Annotated in this window: 19 protein-coding genes; 3 read left to right on the top strand and 16 right to left on the bottom strand. The window is 44.2% G+C overall.

The genetic code is table 11. The features are described 5' to 3' along the window. Window positions 1-32: 32 nt before the first annotated feature. Both D6855_RS00810 and D6855_RS00805 read right to left on the bottom strand, forming a co-directional pair. Window positions 33-629 (bottom strand): TetR/AcrR family transcriptional regulator, encoded by a 597-nt coding sequence (locus D6855_RS00810; protein WP_120737056.1) that lies wholly within the window; start codon window positions 627-629, stop codon window positions 33-35. A 19-nt stretch (window positions 630-648) separates the two neighbouring features. Continuing rightward, window positions 649-1,134, bottom strand: coding sequence for a hypothetical protein (locus D6855_RS00805; RefSeq protein ID WP_120737054.1), 486 nt, complete (start codon window positions 1,132-1,134; stop codon window positions 649-651). A 176-nt stretch (window positions 1,135-1,310) separates the two neighbouring features. Here D6855_RS00805 and D6855_RS00800 point away from each other — a divergent pair, with 176 nt between their 5' ends. After that, window positions 1,311-2,207: a LysR family transcriptional regulator gene (locus D6855_RS00800; RefSeq protein ID WP_120737052.1), complete on the top strand. Its 897-nt coding sequence runs from the start codon at window positions 1,311-1,313 to the stop codon at window positions 2,205-2,207. On the opposite strand, the gene D6855_RS00795 is transcribed toward D6855_RS00800, so the two are convergent. From D6855_RS00795 to D6855_RS00785, 3 genes are all read right to left on the bottom strand, one after another. After that, entirely contained in the window at window positions 2,166-2,594 is a 429-nt protein-coding gene (locus D6855_RS00795; protein WP_120737051.1) for a zinc-ribbon domain-containing protein, read from the bottom strand. The two genes, D6855_RS00800 and D6855_RS00795, sit on opposite strands and share 42 nt — an antisense overlap. After that, window positions 2,594-3,490 (bottom strand): HAD family hydrolase, encoded by an 897-nt coding sequence (locus D6855_RS00790; RefSeq protein ID WP_120737048.1) that lies wholly within the window; start codon window positions 3,488-3,490, stop codon window positions 2,594-2,596. Before D6855_RS00790 ends, D6855_RS00795 begins: the two co-directional genes overlap by 1 nt. Before the next feature lie 184 nt (window positions 3,491-3,674). Beyond that, window positions 3,675-5,387, bottom strand: a complete 1,713-nt coding sequence (locus D6855_RS00785; RefSeq protein WP_158589434.1) for a methyl-accepting chemotaxis protein — start codon at window positions 5,385-5,387, stop codon at window positions 3,675-3,677. 230 nt (window positions 5,388-5,617) lie between these two features. Between D6855_RS00785 and D6855_RS00780 the strand changes: the two genes are divergently transcribed. Next, window positions 5,618-6,913, top strand: coding sequence for an adenylosuccinate synthase (locus D6855_RS00780; RefSeq protein ID WP_120737045.1), 1,296 nt, complete (start codon window positions 5,618-5,620; stop codon window positions 6,911-6,913). Between the two features lie 57 nt (window positions 6,914-6,970). Here the strand turns inward: D6855_RS00780 and D6855_RS00775 are convergent, their stop codons facing one another. The 5 genes from D6855_RS00775 to D6855_RS00755 all read right to left on the bottom strand — a co-directional run bounded on the left by D6855_RS00775 (window position 6,971) and on the right by D6855_RS00755 (window position 13,617). After that, window positions 6,971-9,244: a glycoside hydrolase family 3 C-terminal domain-containing protein gene (locus D6855_RS00775; protein ID WP_120737043.1), complete on the bottom strand. Its 2,274-nt coding sequence runs from the start codon at window positions 9,242-9,244 to the stop codon at window positions 6,971-6,973. Between the two features lie 118 nt (window positions 9,245-9,362). Further along, complete coding sequence (locus D6855_RS00770) at window positions 9,363-9,611, bottom strand: hypothetical protein (RefSeq protein ID WP_120737041.1); 249 nt, start codon at window positions 9,609-9,611, stop codon at window positions 9,363-9,365. Between the two features lie 198 nt (window positions 9,612-9,809). After that, a complete protein-coding gene (locus D6855_RS00765; RefSeq protein WP_120737039.1) occupies window positions 9,810-10,553 on the bottom strand; it encodes a hypothetical protein in 744 nt (247 codons plus the stop codon). A 19-nt stretch (window positions 10,554-10,572) separates the two neighbouring features. After that, window positions 10,573-12,228: a sensor domain-containing phosphodiesterase gene (locus D6855_RS00760; protein WP_120737037.1), complete on the bottom strand. Its 1,656-nt coding sequence runs from the start codon at window positions 12,226-12,228 to the stop codon at window positions 10,573-10,575. Window positions 12,229-12,252: 24 nt separating this feature from the next. Continuing rightward, window positions 12,253-13,617 carry a diguanylate cyclase domain-containing protein gene (locus D6855_RS00755; protein ID WP_120737035.1) on the bottom strand — a complete coding sequence of 455 codons (1,365 nt, stop codon included), beginning with the start codon at window positions 13,615-13,617 and terminating at the stop codon, window positions 12,253-12,255. A gap of 143 nt (window positions 13,618-13,760) precedes the next feature. Between D6855_RS00755 and D6855_RS00750 the strand changes: the two genes are divergently transcribed. Continuing rightward, window positions 13,761-14,882: a cation diffusion facilitator family transporter gene (locus D6855_RS00750; protein WP_120737033.1), complete on the top strand. Its 1,122-nt coding sequence runs from the start codon at window positions 13,761-13,763 to the stop codon at window positions 14,880-14,882. Between the two features lie 59 nt (window positions 14,883-14,941). On the opposite strand, the gene D6855_RS00745 is transcribed toward D6855_RS00750, so the two are convergent. From D6855_RS00745 to infC, 6 genes are all read right to left on the bottom strand, one after another. Beyond that, window positions 14,942-17,335, bottom strand: a complete 2,394-nt coding sequence (locus D6855_RS00745; protein ID WP_120737031.1) for an alpha-galactosidase — start codon at window positions 17,333-17,335, stop codon at window positions 14,942-14,944. A gap of 20 nt (window positions 17,336-17,355) precedes the next feature. Then, window positions 17,356-17,916, bottom strand: a complete 561-nt coding sequence (locus tag D6855_RS00740) for a TetR/AcrR family transcriptional regulator (RefSeq protein ID WP_120737029.1) — start codon at window positions 17,914-17,916, stop codon at window positions 17,356-17,358. A gap of 20 nt (window positions 17,917-17,936) precedes the next feature. Then, entirely contained in the window at window positions 17,937-19,373 is a 1,437-nt protein-coding gene (locus D6855_RS00735; protein ID WP_120737027.1) for an aminoacyl-histidine dipeptidase, read from the bottom strand. A gap of 131 nt (window positions 19,374-19,504) precedes the next feature. Next, complete coding sequence (gene rplT, locus D6855_RS00730) at window positions 19,505-19,861, bottom strand: 50S ribosomal protein L20 (RefSeq protein ID WP_120737025.1); 357 nt, start codon at window positions 19,859-19,861, stop codon at window positions 19,505-19,507. A 56-nt stretch (window positions 19,862-19,917) separates the two neighbouring features. Further along, on the bottom strand, window positions 19,918-20,118 hold the full coding sequence (gene rpmI, locus D6855_RS00725; protein WP_120737023.1) for a 50S ribosomal protein L35: 201 nt from the start codon (window positions 20,116-20,118) through the stop codon (window positions 19,918-19,920). A gap of 38 nt (window positions 20,119-20,156) precedes the next feature. Next, window positions 20,157-20,666 (bottom strand): translation initiation factor IF-3, encoded by a 510-nt coding sequence (infC, locus tag D6855_RS00720; protein WP_243111792.1) that lies wholly within the window; start codon window positions 20,664-20,666, stop codon window positions 20,157-20,159. Window positions 20,667-20,705 lie beyond the last annotated feature (39 nt).

Here is a 20,705-nt window from a genome sequence, read left to right as displayed (position 1 = left end):
TTCAGGAAAACCAAAGCACTTTTCAAATCAAATTAATTATTTAATTCATCGGGCACTAATCCCTCTAACACGTACATAAGCTCTTTATCAATAGCTTCTTCTGTAACGCCAATAGTTCCAGCCGTGATCTTAAGTCCTTCAACCACGTACATAAGATTGCGAGCACATCCAAGAGGATTCTCACAATAGAACTCACCAGACTGGGCGCCTGTTTCAATGAGCTTCTCAACTATTCGAACTGCTGTGTCAAACTGACGTTTAAGGGGATTATCGGAAACAGCTGCCTTATGAAGTGTGAAATACTCATATGTAGCAACTGTGAGATTGTTCTTTTTTCTTAAGATTTCTTTTTTCTGTTCCTTGAGGAAAAGAGCTAACATATCGCCCGCTGTTGCGTTGCCGGAAACAGCTGCAAGAACTGCCTCTTCGTCATCGCCGCCGATATCATCGGATAAAACTGAAAGGAAAAGCTCCTCAGTACTGGAGAAATAAAGATACAAGCCTCCGCGACTGATCTCGCAGGCATCTACGATATCCTTCATAGTTACATTCTTGAAGCCTTTTTCAGAAAAAACTGTTCTGGCCTTATCAATAATGTACTTTCTCTTCTGAACTGATTTCTCTCCCATCTCTCCTCCGGAAAAACTGTTATGCTAAGGGGCTTGTGGTTTCTTGTCCCCAGAATCTTACCAGATCGTCCATCTTCTTGACAACGTTATAAAGGACTCCTGTCCTCACACCCTCAGCCCACTTGCTGCCCTTGGTCATGCCCTGAAGGATATAGCATGAAAGGATCCCTGCAAGATCGTCGATGTCAGTGATCTGTGCATCCTGAATGAACATAAGCTCATCCTTGGGGGAACTTAATCTGTTCCTTGAATATGTGTAAACATAGTTTCTGTCGATCAGATTGGTGGTCTGTGCTGCCTTAACAAAGGCAAGAAGGTTAGAATCATAAATTGGGAATGGCATAGATTTAAGATCGCTGTTTGAATAGCTCTGTGCCACCTCGTGACTGGCATTATCCTTAAGCCAGCGAAGGTATGGCGTTATCTTTTCAAGCTCAGGACGATACCTTTGAACGATATCCTCAACACTGTTTTCATTGACACTTTTGTCATTTTCAAAATTCATGGAAACCCGCGCCTTTCCTGGCTCCTAGCCATCTTACTGATATCATTTTTAAAGAAAAGCTCCTAGTTCGAGCTCCAAAACATTATAGCAAGTACGTGCCGTGATGTCTAGACAGTTTTCGTTTGTTCGCGTTATCATTATTAATACGAGAAACACCGCGAAAGGAGCGCATTTTCATGCTGGAAAACTTCGAATATTACAAGGTCTTTTACCATGTTGGAAGACTAAATAGTATCACTGCAGCGGCAAAAGAGCTGTCCATATCCCAGCCAGCTGTCAGCCAGTCCATACACCAGCTTGAAACCGCCCTCTCCTGCACTCTGTTTCAGAGGACTGCAAGAGGCATGAAGCTCACCAGCGAGGGCGCCCTTCTATATAGATATGTAGAGAGGGGCTATCAGGAATTTGACCTCGGGGAAAAGAGACTTAAGCAGCTCCTTCATCTTGACGCAGGAGAAGTCAGGATCGGAGCCAGTGACATGACCTTACGATTCTTTCTTTTGCCATATCTTGAGAAGTTCCATGAGCTTCACCCTGGCATCAAGGTAACAGTAACCAACGGTCCTACTCCTGAGACTTTAAGCTACCTTGACAGGGACCTTATAGATTTTGGCGTTATCTCATCTCCCTTTTCGGAAAAAGAAAATTACGAGTACCACGAGGTTGCTGAAATAGAGGATACCTTTGTGGCTGCCAGACGCTTTACTCAGTATAAAAATAAGATGATGGATTACAAGGACTTGGAGCAGCTCCCTCTTATCATGCTTGATGGCAAGTCCTCCACAAGAGACTATGTGGATTCATTCCTAAGGGACAACAATGTCAACATCCAGCCAGAATTTGAGCTTGCTACCAGCGACATGATCGTTCAGTTCACCTTAAGAAACCTTGGAGTTGGCTGCGTTGTTAAGAGCTTTGCAAAAGAGTATTTAGAAAGCGGAGTCCTGTTCGAACTCCGCTTCAATAAGATTCTTCCTAAAAGAAATATATGTGTTGTAAGTGACAAGTCAAGGCCTCTTTCCCTTGCAGCATCAGAGCTGCTGAGGCTTATTGTCGTCCAGGATGAGCATTAAGATTCCTGCGATCCTGCTGACAAAGAGAAGGGTGCAGATCTTAAAAGCCATGCCAAGTGGCTCTCCCTTTTCCAGCTTCTTAAAGCAGCTGACTGTCATTGGTACGCACCAAAAAAGCGGGATGAAATAAAGACTTGCTCCCCAAAAGCAGGCAAGGACCATGAATATCTTGATGGCTGTAACTATGCCATTCTTTTCTCCTGACTGTTTGTACACATAGGATGGGGTGCTCTCCACGTAAGTATTTGGATCAAAACCTGGCACCTGCGCTTTTTCTACTACTGCAGGAGTTTGAGGCGCCTCCATTCCAGGTACGGGAGAACCGCAGTAAGAACAGAACTTCTCTCCATCAGCAAGAGGTGCTCCGCAAAATTGACATTCATTCATCAGTACTTTACCCCCAGCTTCCTTAGATCTTCTTCTACCTGGTCATAGGACTTAAAGATGATTCCGTTCCATCCAAGCTTAACAGCTGTCTCTATATTTTCCGGTGTGTCATCAATGAAAACTGTCTTGTCTGGAACAAGATCATAGCGCTCCATAAGGAGTTTATATATCTCTTCCCCAGGCTTAACTACATGGTCTTTGTAGCTAAGGATTCCGCCGTCAACATAATCAAGGAATCCCATTGCTTCCTGACAGTTATCTACAGCCATCTTGCTGAAGTTTGAAAGAACAAGAACCTGGTAGCCTGCTGCCTTTATGGCATTGATCCATGGAATGGTTCTTTCTCTCTTGGTAACAACATCAGTCATGTCTGAAAAAGCTTGTCTGATCTCAGCTTCTATCTCAAGGTCGTTCTCCACAAAGAGGTCTTTGATCTCCTCGATTGTGAGATTTCCCTTGTCAAACTCAACCCAGTCCTCGCTAAATACAGAAGCCTTGGCAATCCTGTCAACCATGGCATCATCAAAACCATTTCTTGCAATAAGTGGTCTCCAGGCAAAGTCAACAAGCACATTTCCGATATCAAAAACGATAGTTCTGATGTTTCCCTCAGGGATCACGTTTCCATACTTGTCATGCATCTTGTTGCTGGTCATGGGATCAAGTGATGCAACAGTGTGTCTTCCTGTAATTGCACCGATTGACCAGATAAGGAGCCACAATACAATCGGCACTGCAATTGTTGCAGCAACGCATGTGATGAATACATTGTAAGTTTCTGGTGAGCCTGTAAGCGCTTCGTATAAAAGCACCAGATACATGCCAACCAAAAGGATTATGCCTATCCAGGCTAACACTCTTTTATATGTAGGAGTCTTCTTATTATTTGTTTCCATTTTTCACCTGTTCTTCTAAAATGTATGATTCGTTATGTTAAAAAAGTTTCCCAAAAACACTGCATATCATACACTAAATGAGCTAAATAGGCAAATAAATAGCCCTCTGCGCAGGCATAAACCTGTGCAAAGGGCATTTTTTAGAAAAATTCAGCTACTAATGGTCATGTAAACTGCATTATCATCAGCCGTTAATTGTGAACTGACCAATAAGTCTGTTAAGACTCTCAGACTGCTCGGAGAGCTCAACTGATACTGCGCTGGACTCCTCGGCTGTAGCGGAGTTGTTCTGAACAACGCTGGAGATCTGCTCGATTCCTCTGTCGATCTCGTCCATGCTCTGAGCCTGCTGACCTGCCAGGTCTCCAGTCTCGATGATCATCTCTGTGATCTCCTCTACGCTGTGCTGCATAGCATCGAGAGCTTCTGTAGTCTCAGCAACAACGGCATTACCATTGTTGATCTCTTCCATAGTATCAGCAATGAGCTGATGTGTATTCTTGGCAGCTTCTGTACTCTGATCTGCAAGTTCTCCGATCTGCTCAGCAACAACTGCAAATCCTTTTCCAGTTTCTCCAGCTCTTGCAGCCTCGATTGAAGCGTTGAGGGCAAGGAGTGAGGTCTGCTTGGCGATAGCTTCGATAGTGTTTGTAACCTGCTCAATCTCAGCAGAAGCCTCTGTGATCCTTGTCATGGCATCTGTAACAAGATGCATCTTTCTTGCACTGAGTTCTGCGTTATCTCTAACGGATGTAGCCATGTTCTTACTTCTCTCAGCAACATCAGCAAGCTGCTTGGTCTGCTCTGTAATGGAGTTGACTGAAGCTGTGAGCTCCTGAACTGCAGCTGCCTGGTCTGTAGCACCTTCTGCCAGGTCTGTTGCTCCCTGAGACATGTTGCTGGCGCCCTGAGAAACCTGTGAAGAAGAATTCTTAACTTCAAGAAGTGTACTTGAAAGGTTATCTGAAATATCTGAAAGAGCACTGCTGATGGCCTTGTAGTCACCAACATAGAGATCTTCGTTCTTTGAACCTGCGGAGAAGTCTCCAGCAGACATTCTGTGGAGGGTCTCATCAATGTCTTTTACGATATTCTCAATAATATTAGTTGATTCTGTAATGTCGTCTGCGAGCTTACCAAGCTCATCGTTGGCATCAGTCTCAACGTGGATCTCAAGCTTACCCTTAGCCATATCATCAGCAGCCTGTGAGATTGCTTCGATAGGTCCAAGAATACTGTCTGTAAGAGCCTTTCTAGCTTTTGCTGAATACAAAAGCGCATAGATAACAACAACAAGAGAAATGATGGTCATTATGATAACCATTACAAGTGCAAGAACATAAGCCCTTGCAGCTCCCTCTTTTGCGTTGATACCGATCTGCTTAAAGTCCTTAACAACTACCTTTATAGCTTCGTTGGTATTGTCAACGTAGTATTTATATATCTCTTCATGAGATGCTCCTGATTCAAACATGCTTACAAGAGTATCATCAGATTTATCAATGTCATCCAAATGCTGATAAACTGTTGTCAGATCGCCACTGTATACTTTGCTTAAAGTATCAAGACCATCCTTCATCTCCTGGATCTTTTCATAGGCTCCATCCAGCTGTTCCTGTCTGTCCGCCGCATCCTCTGCATTCATAGCCCACAGATAATACTTTGCAAGAGCCTGAATAGTGATTCTGATTTCGCCCTGCTGAGTGTTCTGCTCATAATACTTATTGTAGATATTGCCCAGGTTGAAAAGAGCTGCCAGATCAATGAGCACAATAACTACGAAAATTGCGATCAGATTAGTTCTGAATCTGCCGAAAACCTTCTTAAACTTATCAGAAACAGATAAATTCTTGAAACTATCCTTAGCAAACTCGTTCTGCTTTTCAGCTTTAGCCATAACAACCTCCATAAATTGGAATAATAAATAGCACCTGCACCTTATATTTTATGCGAAATTCCGTGTATTGTGTCTAAATAATGCGTAAATTTATATAAAATTTCGAAAAATAAGTATAACTTATATCTAATATAATAAATATTGATTTTACTTATAAGACGATTTACTGTATATTCTTTTGTGGAAAGAAAACTGCTATCAGAATGATAGTTACTATGAGGAGGCTATTTATGGTAAAAGCTGTTGTAGGTGCCAACTGGGGTGACGAAGGAAAGGGTAAGATCACTGATACTCTTGCAGATCAGGCCGACGTTGTTATCCGTTTTCAGGGCGGTGCCAATGCAGGACACACAATTGTAAATAATTATGGTAAGTTTGCACTTCACACAATGCCATCAGGTGTTTTCCATCAGAACATTATGAACATCATTGGCAATGGTGTTGCTTTTGATATTACCAAGTTCATGAAGGAGCTTGATGAGATTACATCAAAGGGTGTTCCAATGCCACAGATCATGATCTCTGACAGAGTTCAGGTCATGATGCCATATCATGTGTTATTTGACACATTAGAAGAGGCAAGACTTGCTGGTAAGAGCTTTGGTTCAACCAAGTCAGGTATCGCTCCTTTCTATTCAGATAAGTTCGCCAAGATCGGATGGCAGATCAACGAGTTCTTCCAGGATGACGATGTCATCAAGGAGAAGATCGCAAGAATCGCTGAGATCAAGGACGTGCTTTTAGTTAATCTCTACCATTCAGATCCTATCGATCAGGAAGCTCTTTTCAACCAGATTGTAGAGTGGAGAGAGCAGGTAAAAGAGTATGTTGGAAACGTATCTCTTTATCTTGACCAGGCAATCAAAGAGAACAAGACAATCCTTCTCGAGGGTCAGCTCGGAACCATGAAGGATCCAGATCACGGAATCTATCCTATGGTTACAAGTTCTTCACCTCTTGCAGCTTACGGTGCAATCGGTGCTGGAATCCCTCCATATGAGATCAAGCAGATCGTTACTGTATCTAAGGCTTATTCTTCAGCAGTTGGAGCTGGTGCATTCGTATCAGAGCTCTTTGGAGACGAGGCTGAGGAACTTAGAAGAAGAGGCGGCGACGGCGGTGAGTACGGCGCAACAACCGGAAGACCAAGAAGAGTTGGCTGGTATGACTGCGTAGCAAGTAAGTACGGCTGCAGACTTCAGGGCACAACAGATGTTGCATTCACAGTTCTTGACGTACTTGGATATCTTGATGAGATTCCTGTATGTGTTGGATACGATATCTACGGCGAAGTTACAACAGAATTCCCTGTAACTCACCTTCTTGACAAAGCTAAGCCAGTATTCAAGACTCTTCCAGGCTGGAAGTGCGAGATAAGAGGCATCAAGAACTACGAGGATCTTCCAGAGAACTGCAGAAAGTACATCGAGTTTATCGAGGAGCAGATCGGCTATCCTATCACAATGGTAAGTAACGGCCCTGCCCGTGACGACATCATCTACAGAAAGAGCAAGTTCAGCAAATAATACGAGATCTTGAAAAATAAGAGGCTGAGACAAATTGATTGTCTCAGCCTTTTTTGTTTAGCCGTTTAACTTCTCCAATATTCCATTCACCTCATCCGTTGACAGGATTCCGAAGGATGCCAGGTTGATGATTGGCATCTCAAGGATCATCTTTTCAAACATCTCTGCGCCGCCCTCTCCCAAGGCGTCGTCATCTTCTGACTCTCCCATTCCATCATTCATCTGCTGCAGTACTGGTCCAAGGATCGCCTGACCCTTCTTGGTATCCAGGATGTCCTCTATGGCAGTGAACTGATCAAAGGTTATTGGAAGCTCAGATGTGCTCTCAACGTGTACTTCCGCTGTCTGTCTGATATCGTTTACAGAGGAGCCTATCATGATGCTGTAATCGCCACTTGGTACGTAGAAATCATGGATCTTAGTTTCATAGTAGGCAAAAGCTCTGCTGTCCAGAGTAAAGGTAACAACCTTCTTTTCACCAGGCGATAGTTCCACCTTGGTAAAGCCCTTGAGCTCCTTGTATGGCCTTGAAACCTTGCTACTGCCAGGACTTACATAGAGCTGAACTACCTCTTTTGCAAGGTAGCGGCCTATGTTCCAGATCTCTACAGAAACATCAACGTTGTCCTTATCTGTAATACTATCCTTGCTGACCTTTATATCAGAGTACTCAAACTCTGTGTAGCTAAGGCCGTGGCCAAACGGGAACAGGCCAGGACGTCTCTTTTTCTCATAATATCTGTATCCGATGTAGATGCCTTCTGCATAGACAGGATTACCGCCATCTCCAGGGAAGTTAAGAAAACTTGGATTATCTGTAAGCTTAAATGGATAAGACTCAGCCAGCTTACCTGAAGGAACAACATCTCCCCACAAAAGGGAAACTGTGGCATCTCCCACCGCATCTCCTGCAAGCTGCATATCAAGCACCGCATCAACGCTCTCTATCCATGGCATTGCAACAGGGGCTCCGTTATGCATAACAACTACTGTCTTCTTGCCCTGATGGGACAGCTCGTCGATGAGCTTGTCCTGCTCCGGAGGAAGGTTTATGTCTTTTCTGTCAAAGCCCTCAGACTCATAGGATCCTGGAAGTCCTGCAAAGATTACGATAATATCCGCCTCTCTTGCAGCTTCCACTGCCTCCTCAAGGAGAATGTAACTGTTTTTCAGATCTTTATTTCTGCTGTCATATCCAAGGGCAAAAGAGATTTCTTTTCCCGCTGCTCTTGCGCTGTCTACAGCGTTTGATACGTACGCGCTGTTTATATGTGAGGATCCTGAGCCCTGATATCTTGGTGCCTTGGCAAACTCGCCAACGAAAAGAATCTTATTGCCATCCTTAAGTGGCAGAGCTTTGTTCTCGTTCTTAAGAAGAACTGCACTCTCCTGGGCCAGCTCTTTTGCAAAGGCGTAGTCCAAAGCTCTGGTTTCATCTGTTGATGGGCCATAGTCCTTCTTGTTCTCAAGGGTCCAGTTAAGGGTATTCAGGATATTGGTAACTGCCCTGTCCACCTTCTCTTCTGCAAGCTCTCCGCTCTCAACAGCCTTTATAATGGCCTTTTCGTGGTCATCTCTTGGTCCTGGCATCACAAGGTCAAGCCCCGCTTCAACGCCTTCCTTAGGTCCCTTTCCTGCGCCCCAGTCAGTTACAACAAAGCCATCAAATCCCCACTTATCGCGAAGAACATCAGTAAGCATGTACTTGTTCTCTGAAAGATAGGTGCCATTTAGCTGGTTGTATGCACACATGATGGACTTTGGATGAGACTCTTTTACCATGATCTCAAAAGCAGTGAGGTAGATCTCGTGAAGAGTTCTCTCATCAACTGTTGAATTGCCGGACATACGCCTGTATTCCTGGTTGTTGGCTGCAAAGTGCTTGGGGCAGGCTGCAACGCCCTCTGACTGAATGCCATTTACGTAGGCTGCTGCAATCTTGCCTGCAAGATATGGATCTTCAGAATAATACTCGAAATTTCTTCCGCAGACAGGGCTTCTCTTCATGTTAAGTCCAGGGCCAAGGAGCATCGCAACGTTCTCTCTCTGGCACTCTCTGCCAAGGGTCTGTCCAAGCTTCCATGCAAGATCCACATCAAAGCTTGATGCCACTGCGCTGGCTGTTGGATAGCACACTGTGCTGATACTGGAATTAAGGCCAAGATGGTCGGTCTCACCCTCCTGTTTGCGAAGGCCGTTTGGTCCGTCGCACATCATAAATTCAGAAAGGCCAAGTCTCTCAACGGCCGTGGTGTGCCAGAAGTCGCACCCAGACAAAAGAGATGCTTTCTCCTGAAGTGTCATTTTAGATACCAGATCCTTAACATTCATAGATAGCCTCCTATTTAGAAACACGCTAAATCCGCGCAATTAGAAACTAAGAAAAAAGACATGTGACAAACCGCCACATGTCTTAATTATAAACTATATGAAGTTGTGATGTCACTTGTTAAGCTCTAATCTTTACGAAGGCTACAGCTTTTTTCTCCTCGATGTGTTCTGTCTTGCGAACGAGGCCTGAATCGTATACTGCGTATTCTGACTCTACATCCTCGTCTAACATACTTCCAGCTCCAAGAAGGTCAAGTGCCTTAAACTTTCCGTATGAAAGGTTCTGCTCCTTTGCCTTGATTGCGTCTGCCATGATAGCAATTGTGCTCTGGCTGACTGTCTGTCTACTCTTCGCGGAACGTCTCATATTCTGTTTCCTCCATGCTCATAAGAAATGATATTTTAAATGAAGTGACTTGTGAAATTTAGGCCCCTCAACCTATTGTAGTTCCACAACAAAATTTCATTTAATGGGTACATTATATATGAAAACGCAGGAGAATAGAAGGCACTTTGCCCCGTTAAATCATTAAATTTCTATGAAATATTTTTACGCTTTTTTTATTTATTTCTGAATTTTAATTCGCTCATCACCGGCAAGATAGCTCAGTAGCGCGGCTCTGGCGTGTTCCTTGTCAGTTGCTTCCACACTCACTGTAAACCTGTAGGTGTGCTTCTTCATTCCCTCTTCCTCGATCCTCTTCTTTTCGGCCTCGATAAGGGACTTTTCCTTGGTATCTTCGCTGGTCATCTCCATGATGTCAGCTATGGCAAAGCGTTTGAACTGCTCCTTGTTATCCTCGTCGCCTGAAAGATACCGCTCAATAAGTGAAATTGTATTTCCAAGATTAAGGTAATCCCCGTGGAGGAAGGACTCCATGTCCATGATCTCCTCCTCAGTCTTAATACCGTCTTCGTCCCAGCTTATCTCTTTTTCCATGAACTCTTTCTGGTCCTGGACATTGGCCTGCTGCCAGTCAAGCAGATACCACTTCCAGATCTGAAGGCGTCTTCTGTTTACGTCCTCATCGGAAAGCTCTGCCATCTTCTGACACGCATGCCTTACGCCCCTTGAAACCAGGGCATCCGTGGTCTCCGAAACGTTGTAGGTCCTGTCCTGGATCACCTTGTGCTTCTCGGTGTTCTCGATGGTCAGTCCCAAAACGTCATCTGATATAACCTTTAGGTACAACGAGTAATCCCCGTGTTTGGCAATGACAACAGGTCTTTCCTGGAGAATAGTATCCCTAAACTCCAAAAAAGACTTAAGAACGTCATCATTTTGAATGTACCTGAACAATCTGCTCATTTATTCCTCCAGCCAGGCCTTAAGTATTCTGGAAAAAGCCCAGCTTTTTAAATTCTTCTATCCTGCAAGGTCTTCCGTAGTAATATCCCATAAGGTCAGAAACGGGATACTGCTTGGCTACCTTTGCTTTTTCTTCATCCTCCACACCATGGAACGCAGTTCTGATGCCAAGTCTGTGGGCAAAAGAGGTAACGGCTTCGACCATGTATCTGACTGTAAGATTCTCTGTTATAGGGCCTGTAAGTGATGGCACCAGATTGATAAGGTCTATTGGCAGACTCTTTACAAGGTCAAGGGATGCAAAATCTGTGCAGTCAAGACCGATCCTGATTCCACAGGACTTAAGGAACTCAACCTGGCTCTTTAAGTGCTCAATTGACAATTGCCTGCTGGACGCTGCCATATCAAGGCAAAGTCCTGTTGCGGGATATCCGGTCTTTCTTAGGATCTCTAGAAGCGTTGTTCTGAACTCTGATCTCTCAAGCTGCATGAATGCAAGGTTTACACTTAAGTAGAAGTCCTTGTTTTTAAGCCTTATCTCCAGTGCATCCTTAAGGGCATTTTCAAGTATCCAGTTACCAAGAAGGTAGAATACAGGGTCCTGCTCAAGCCATGGCACAAACTCCGCAGGAGATACATCTCCGTAGGGCTCCTTGTGCCATCTAAGGAACACTTCCATGCCAACAAGGCGACCATCTGCCGCAGCCACAATAGGCTGATACTCCAGATAGAAGCCTTCAAATCCGTTTATTACGCTGTTTCTTACTTCATCAACAAGCTCAATGCTGCTCTTGTTGTTATCAAGCTCATCATTGTGGAAGATAATGAGATTGCCGTGTTTCTGATTCTTGGAATAATCAAGGGCATACTTGGCGCTGGTATAAAGAGAATGCTCATCCACGTTAAGATCCGTGCAGACGATCATACCTCCGGCGATCTCAGCTGTAACCTTGTTGCCCGAGATGATAAGTGACTCTCTGGTAAAAGCCCTCATCCTGCCATAGAACTTTTTAACATCGTCTATGGCCATGGTATCTGTGATAAACGCAAGCCTTGTACCCTCGCCCCTGAAGGCTCTTCCCTGTCCCTTGCCCTCCTCAAGGAGCTTAGAGGCAGTGGCCTTAAGGATATTGTTACCAGTCATGTAGCCATAGCGTCTGTTCACATCACCAAAGTCGATGAAGTTGATCATCAGGATGGAATAGTCCTTTTTGGCTGCCTTGAGCTGTCTCATGAAATTGAGCATCTCGTACTGGTTTGGCAAAAGAGTTATCGGATCGTTGTTATCTACGATACCTTTATTGATTATGGAGCACGCATAGTATGCAGGTCTTCCCGCATAGTCCTTGATGACAACGCCACGTGCGGCGCAGATAACGTACTCACCATTTTTATTCTTTGCTCTGTATTCGAAATTGGGATCAGTCTTTTTTCCCGAATAAACTACGCTTAAATACTCGACATACTTGTCTCTGTCGTCAGGGTGAATCCTTGTCTCCCACACAGATGCAGCGTTGTAGATATATTCCCCCGTAAGGCCAAAGTAATCCACTGCATTTGGAGACCACCTTGCTATGTTCTTGTCCATGTCATAGACATAGACATAGCGGCTTCGTGATGTAACCGCAAAGGTGTCAAAGATTCGATTGATTGTGTCTAAACTTCCTCCCGCCATTATTATGCTCCGTCCGCTATTATTTTATCTGGAAGATGCCTCTCCTCTGGCTGCCTTGGCAGCTTTGTGCTTTCTCTTGTTCTCGTACATAAGCTCATCGGCTTTCTTGACAACGTCTTCGAACTTGGCTCCATCTTCAGGATATCTGGCATATCCGGCACTTATGGACACTTTCAGGGTAACGTCTGATAAAACTACGTCCCTTGCGACATTCTCCCTCATTCTGGCGATAACGCTCTCATAGAACTTAGCATCATGGGTTCCGTGGATTACTACTACGAACTCATCACCGCCGATACGGAATGCCTTATCCTTTTCTCTTATACTGTTCTGAAGCCTCTTGGCTACGATATTAAGAAGCTCATCACCAGCGTCATGTCCGTAGGTATCATTGACCTGCTTGAAGTCATTGAGATCCATAAAGATAAGTCCGTAAGGAAGCTTCTTTTTGGAGAGCTCATCCATGTGCTCGTGGTAGCTTCGTGGGTTATTAAGATTCGTAAGGGCATCTCTGTAGGAAAGGATCTCCAGCTCTTTTGCTGCTTCCTGAAGAGAGATAAACGCTGTAACAAAGGCTGCTGCCAGCACGCTAATAACAACTGCTATCAAAAGAGCTGACAGAATCTCTGTAAGATTCATCCAGTGGTTGGCTGGGGCAATTGCCAAAATCCAGTAGCCGCCACCTACAGTGCTGACCATAGACTCTACAGGAGATGGTAGCTCTTTTTCTGAATACTCAATGATGATCCTGTCTTCACCAGTTATCGCGTTGTAACCAATGATCTTGTACTCGTAGTTGCTCTCTGCAAGTCCCTTAAGATCAACTTCAGAAAGGAACCTGGAAAGGCTAAGTGTAACAGAAGCAAAACCCCAGAAGCTGCTATCTGATACCTCTTCTGATGTATATATCGGCCTGAGAATGATGATACCATAGCTGTCATCCTCTAAAATAGTGGGCGCAATGAGAACAGAGGTGCCAGACATCTTGCTGTAGTCGGCATAAACACCTCTTGCACTGTCTTCAAACAGGTTTTCTCTGGCTGCAAGGCCATTGTCCAGCGGATATTTATATCTCACGATTCCACCAGGAGCCAGGGTTATATCGATAATATCGAGGTAGTCGTTGAAAACTTCGTCAGCAATAACCTGGAAGTTCTCAGCCGTAATATTGCCCTTGCTGCTCTGGACCTGAATCTCCATCATACGGGTGACATACTCACGCCTCTGGATCTCAGACTGGATATTGTGAACTATGGAGTCCGCAATAAACTGAGCCCTCTCTCTTCTTGCATTGGAGGCTGTGACCAGATAAAAAACTGCAACACTGGATGTGACCGCTAATGCAATTACAAAAGTAATCAAACCTGCTGTTATACTTCGCTTTTTCATCTTTGCCCCTCTACGACATATAAGTAGTCATAATTATTCAAATTAATTCTATCACATTTTCTAAAACCTAGCATTCATCTATTGCATGTTGGGGCGGGTAGCTTATAATTAAACATATTGCTAAAGAATGAGAGGTTTTTGGTATGTCACGAGCAGATAGAGAAAGTCGCGGAAAAGTAATCATCCGTACCAGCATTATAGGAATCATTACCAACGTACTTCTGGCTGGATTCAAGATGGTTGTGGGCCTTATTTCAGGTTCAATCGCCATCGTGCTTGATGCAGTCAACAACTTAAGTGATGCGCTGTCATCTGTTATCACCATTTTAGGAACTGCCCTTGCTGGCAAGGCACCCGATAAAAAGCATCCTTATGGATACGGCAGGATCGAGTACCTGAGCGCCATGGTGATCTCTATCATCGTACTGTACGCCGGCGTAACTTCTCTTATTGAGTCAGTTAAGTCAATTTTCCATCCGGAAGCAGCAAACTATAATGCAGTTACTCTGGTTATCGTGGCTGTGGCTGTTGTAGTTAAGATCCTTCTTGGACAGTTCTTTATAAACACTGGCAAAAAAGTCTCATCCGAGTCCCTTGTTGCTTCAGGAACCGATGCAAAATTTGATTCTATAATCTCAGCTGCAACACTTGTAGCTGCCATCATATTCCTTACAACAGGTCTTTCTGTAGAAGCCTACCTTGCGGCAATCATAGCAATCGTTATGATTAAATCCGCTCTGGAGATGCTTCGCGACACCATCAGTGAGATCCTTGGTGAGCGTATTGATGCTTCTTTGTCAAAAGAGGTAAAGGCCACCATCAAATCTGTTGAGGGAGTCCAGGGAGCATATGACCTTATCTTTTCAGATTATGGCCCTGACAGGGTAATGGCTTCTGTTCATATCGAGATCCCGGACACCTTTAATGCCGGTCAGATCGATGAGATCACAAGAGAGATCCAGGAGAAGGTTTATAAAGAGCACAACATTTCTCTGATATCCATAGGCATCTACTCAGTCAACACCAAGGACGAGGCAACCATTGCCATGAGAAATGCCATTTCAAAGGCTGCTACTTCTCACAAGGAAGTCCTGCAGATGCATGGATTCTTCGTAGACTTTATCAGGAAGGTTATCCGCTTTGACCTGGTTTTGGATTTTGTTCCAAATAACCACGATATCTACCTTGAGACAATAAAAGAAATTCAGGGAATGTACCCTGAATACCAGATAGTCGCCAATATGGATGTCAGCTACAGTGACTGATGTTTTACGAATAAATAAAGGGGAACGCTTTTATAGCGTTCCCTTTTTGTTTTACATATTTAGATACTTTCGAAGATATAAAGTCTTGTATCGCCGGTTCTCATTATGCGGGTCTTGTCGTTATATCCTGTACCAGCAAAGGATGCGTTAAGAGACAGTCCTCTGTTCTTAAATGCTGCGCCTGTAAGAGTATCTACCTGCTCCTCGCTGCTGATGTCCTTGAACTTGTCGATAAGGTTATGAACAAGGCCGTCCTGCTTGATATGGACAGGAGCCACAGCGTTAATGAGAGTACCAAGGTCCTTGATGCTGTATGGAACCTTTCTGTTCTTGACTATATACAGGGTGTCGTCATTAAGTCCTGCAGCCCTTATACATCTGTAGTCATTACTTGGAGTAGCATTTCTCTCAACAGCAAAGGCAACTGCCTTGTGCTTATCCTCTGATACGATAAGGAATCCGTAGTCAGGGAGTCTGTAATAGTCCCCAAACTGGAACAGCGCCCTGTATTTCTTGTAGAACTCTACCTGGTCCTTAATGAGCTTCTTGTCAGTGTCATTCATATCACACAGGTTAAGCTCATATCCAAAGCATCCTGCTGCAGCCAGCTCAAACCTTGACTCCAGAGGACTGTTCATAAGGGTCTGGTGGTTAGGTGTTGCTGAAACATGGGCTCCTACAGTGCTTGCAGGATATCCGTAGCTATAACCTCTCTGGATATCAAGTCTGCAGAAGAAATCTGTATCATCACTTCCCCAAATCTGTGGGAAGTAGCATAAAATTCCAAGATCAAATCTGTTACCACCTGCTGAACAACCCTCAAAGAGAATGTCAGGGAACTCGTCTGTGAGCTCCTTCATAATGCGGTAGAGTCCAAGGTAATATCTGTGCTGGAACTCTCCCTGTCTGTCAGCTGAAAGAGATGTGCTGAACCTGTCAGAGAAGATCCTGTTCATATCCCACTTAACGTAAGATACCTTACCTGCGGAAAAGACCTTTTTCATAGCCTCTATTACATAGTCCTGAACTTCAGTCCTTGTAAGGTCAAGATTCATCTGGTTTCTGCCCTCAGAGTGGCTCTGTCCGGGAACCTGTACAGCCCAGTCAGGATGTGCTCTGTAAAGGTCACTGTCTCTGTTTACCATCTCAGGCTCTACCCAGATACCAAAGAGCATGCCAAGATCTGTGATCTTTTCTGACAGCTCTTTTATTCCGCCAGGGAGCTTTTTCTTGTTCTCAGTCCAGTCTCCAAGGGAACTCTTGTCGTCATTCCTTGATCCAAACCAGCCATCATCCATTACAAAGAGCTCTATGCCACACTTCTTGGCTTCTTTTGCAAGGCTAAGAAGAGACCCTTGTGTAAAGTTAAAGTAGTTGGCTTCCCAGCTGTTAATGAGGATAGGACGCTCTTTATCGCGCCATGAGCCCCTTACAACATGCTTTCTTACAAATCTGTGCATGTTCTTTGAAAGGCCATTGTATCCTTCAGAAGAGAATGTCATGACAGCTTCAGGTGCTTCAAAGCTCTCGCCCTTTGAAAGCTTCCAGCTAAAGCCTGTTGGCTGAATTCCGGAAACAAAGCGGCTTATACTTGCAGCATTTGAAGAAAGTGCCTCGTAGTGATTGCCACTGTATATCAGGTTGAAGCCATAGGCCTCACCATTATCGTCTGTTGTCTCAGGTCTTGATACCATCACAAAAGGATTGGATCTTGAGCCTGACTCACCAGCAGAGAGTTCCTCTGAAACAGCCTTTCCGCCGTTAACTACAGAGTCGCTTCTGCCCATTTCATAGGCCCATCTTCCGTGGAAGGAAGTGAACTTATTGCCAGTGTCATAGAGATCAACACAGGTGCTAAGGAGCCTGTCTACTGTAAGCGCATCATCATTGTCGTTATAAAGAACTGCGCTTCTTGTTATAACATCGCAGTCAGGAAATACGGAGTAAATAAGATCAAGTCTTGCGGCGTACTCTTTATCTGTGAGCTTTAAAATGAGCTGCTCGCACTCACCTGCGTCATCATAGGAAGATGGCAGGGTCTTAAGAGCTCTTTTGCCCTTCCTGACTTCATAGTCGTAGTAAAGGAAATTGGCGGTTGTAGAGCCATTTCCATAAGTCACTTCAAGGAGAGGCTCCCTGATGTCGCCCTTACCAAAGCTTGGTGCCTCGAGGCCATACATCTCAAAGGCCACATTATTAAACTCTTCGCTGTAGCTGACCATATTGCCGCCCACAAAGTAGTGCTTTGGCGCAATAGCCGTCGCAACCTTCTCAAGCATTTCCTTGTCTGCCTGAGGAAGGTCGATCTCAGAGCGAAGCTTCTCGTACTTTTTCTCAGAGATCAGAGATCCTCCGTAGTGCAGGTGCTCAAGGTGTCCTGTCTCCATTACTCTGAACATATAGGATGTATTTTTTGTCTGTAAAAGAAATATCTTCCCATCAGCGTAGATCATTGTTTACCCTCCAGATCAGGTCAAACCCTAAGTCCATTGATGATAATGTCGATCATGCCATTTAAAGCCTCTTCATAGCTTACGTTGGTCTTGGAAAGCTCCTCTGATCCAAGGAACTTCTCAATGGCACCCTCGATAGTGAGCTTAACTACAGGAATTGGCATCTTTTTGAGTTTGCCCTCATCCATGGCCTGCTTTAAAAGCTTCTCTGTCTCTTCCCAGTCGCTCTCAATCCTTGATGCGAGCTTACTGTAAACCAAAGGATATTTGTCCTTGAGCTGATAAGCCATTCTGAAATCGATGTTGCGATAGTTGTCTGGAAGACAGACGATAAGTCTTGTGAGCTTCTCTACGATATCCAGAGAGTCGTCCTTAAGAACTTCTGCTTCCTTCTGCTTAATGGCTGTGAAGCCGTAATCAACAGTTGCGAAAAAGAGCTCGTCCTTGTCGTCAAATTCCTTGTAGATTGTCTTTTTACTGATGTGGAGTTCCTTGGAAATGTCGTCCATGGTGAACTTCATTCCCTTCTGATTAAACTGATTGATCACAGACTCCATTATGCTCTGTCTTAAATTTTCCATTGTATCCCCCTTATAGTCTATTACTTAAGCACTTCTTTGAGATAATCCCAAACGTTTGATACCGATTTTACTGATAACTTTTCTTTTGTTGAATGAATGTCCTGCATGTCTGGTCCGATTGAGATGCAGTCAAGATCATCTATCTTCTTGCTGAGGATTCCGCACTCAAGTCCTGCGTGGATAGCCTCAACTCTTGGCTCTACGCCGTACATCTTCTTGTAGACAGCCACCATGTGGTCACGAAGCTCTGACTGCTGTCTGTACTTCCATCCAGGGTATGAACCACTAACTGAAACCTCTGCGCCAAGTCCTGTTGAAACCATTTTTACCTTCCTGATAAGGTAGTCCTTGGAGGACTCAACTGAGCTTCTGACTGACTGGTCAGTTTCAACCATATCATCTGTTGTTTTAAGAACACCCAGGTTAAGTGATGTCTCTACAAGGCCTTCAACGCTGGAACTCATAGCCTGAACGCCGTCTGGCATCATGCAGATCATGGAAAGAGCCTTGAATGTATCCTCAGCTGTGATAACAGGTGCTGTACTATCTCCCAGCTCTTTTACTTCGATATTAAGTCCAGGATCCTTGACCTCAAGCTCACCTCTGATATCAGAAAGAGTTGCTGCTACAGAAGCTTTGAACTTGTCTGCCTCAGAGCCGTCCATTGTAACTACTGCAAAGGAAACATTAGGAATGGCGTTATCTGCAACGCCGCCCTCCATGGTCTCAAGGTTAAACTTTGCACTGTCCAATGCCTCCATAAGTGTCCTTGCAAGGATGATATTGGCATTTCCTCTGCCGCACTTTATCATCTCTCCAGAATGGCCACCCTTAAGGCCTGAAACCTCAACCTTGTAGCGTTTGCCGCTACCAGCCTGTCTCTTTACAGGAAGCTTTGAGCAAACCCTGGCGCCACCAGCGCAGCTTACGATAAATGCTCCCTCTTCCTCGTTGTCTATGTTGATGAGCTTCTTGCCCTTAAGATCTGAAAGATCGATAGCTGTAGCTCCAAACATTCCAGTCTCTTCATTGGTTGTGATAACAACTTCAAGTGGAGGATGTGGAATATCCTTGGAATCAAGAAGTGCCAGGCAGTATGCAACTGCGATACCATCATCACCACCAAGGCTTGTTCCGTCAGCCCATACAAACTCTCCATCAGTCTTAACTCTAAGACCATCTGTGACCATATCTATGTCTGAGCTGTCTTCCTTAACAGCAACCATATCCATGTGTCCCTGGAGGATAACAGGCTCTCTATCCTCGTAACCAGCGCTTGCAGGAGCTTTCATGATAACGTTGAGCTCTTCGTCCTGCCTTACCTCAATGCCTCTTTCTTTGGCAAAAGAGACTAAGTAGTCACTGATCTTTTGCAGATTCCCTGAACCGTGTGGAATATTGCATATCTCCTCGAAAAAATGAAATACCTCTTTGGGCTGAAGATTTTCAAAAGCCATTTTGGCACCTCCAATTTATTAAATGGGTCTCTCCCCAAAATTACATAAAAATAAGGAGTCTTAATTACTTAAGACTCCTACATTTTACTATCAAAAAACTATTTTTACAACTATAGTTTCCAATTTTTAATTTATGCGATCTTCTCTTTTGCGAGCTCTGCAAGTGTCTTGAATCCATCAGGATCATTTACAGCCATCTCTGCAAGCATCTTTCTGTTGATGTCTACGCCTGCAAGCTTAAGACCATGCATCATGTTGCTGTATGAAAGACCATTGATACGAGCTGCTGCGTTGATACGTGTGATCCAAAGAGATCTCATATCTCTCTTCTTCTGCTTACGTCCAGCGAATGCAGATGTGAGTGCTCTCATAACTGACTGCTTAGCAACTCTGTACTGCTTGGATCTAGCTCCTCTATAGCCCTTAGCGAGCTTTAATACTCTATTGTGCTTCTTCTTGGCATTTAATGCGCCTTTAACTCTTGCCATCTTAAATTCCTCCTATTACTAATCAAAAATCTTCTCTTCGCTACCAGTATCTAACATTAAGCGTAAGGAAGGATCTGCTTCATTGTCTTTACATTTGTAGCGTCAACAAGTCCTGCATGACGAAGATTTCTCTTTCTCTTTGTGGACTTCTTTGTTAAGATGTGGCGCTTGTACGCTTTGTTTCTCATGAGCTTGCCTGTGCCAGTTACCTTAAATCTCTTGGCAGCGGATCTCTTTGTTTTCATCTTTTGCTGCATAACTAAATCCTCCTATATCTTTGCAAAAAATTTTTTACTTAATTCTTTTTCTCAGTAAGGAACATTGTCATACTACGTCCCTCAACCTTAGGCTGTTTCTCAATAACTGCAACGTCTGAAAGAGCCTGGGCAAAATCTGTAAGGATGTGAACGCTTGCTCCCATATGAGCCATCTCACGGCCGCGGAAACGAAGTGTGATCTTAACTCTGTTGCCTTTCTCAAGGAACTTCTTGGCAGCATTAACCTTAGTGTTAAGGTCGTTGGTGTCAATGTTAGGTGAAAGTCTGATCTCCTTGATCTCAACAGTCTTCTGTTTCTTACGAGCCTCTTTCTCCTTGCGGAGCTGCTCATACTTGAACTTGCCATAGTCAACAACCCTGCAAACAGGTGGCTTGGCAGTTGGGGCGATCATTACAAGATCAACGCCCTCATCATCAGCAATCTTTCTGGCATCTGCAAGGGCCATAACACCCAGCTGCTCGCCATCAATGCCGATTACACGAACCTCTTTAGCTCTAATCTGATCGTTAATAAATAACTCGCTAATGGTTTTATCCTCCTGAAAAAAAGTGGATACATCCGCAAA

The sequence above is a fragment of the Butyrivibrio sp. CB08 genome, from assembly GCF_003625485.1.
Lineage (GTDB): Bacteria > Bacillota > Clostridia > Lachnospirales > Lachnospiraceae > Butyrivibrio.
Note: the sequence above shows the minus strand (reverse complement) of the source record. Positions and strands in the feature narration are given on the sequence as shown.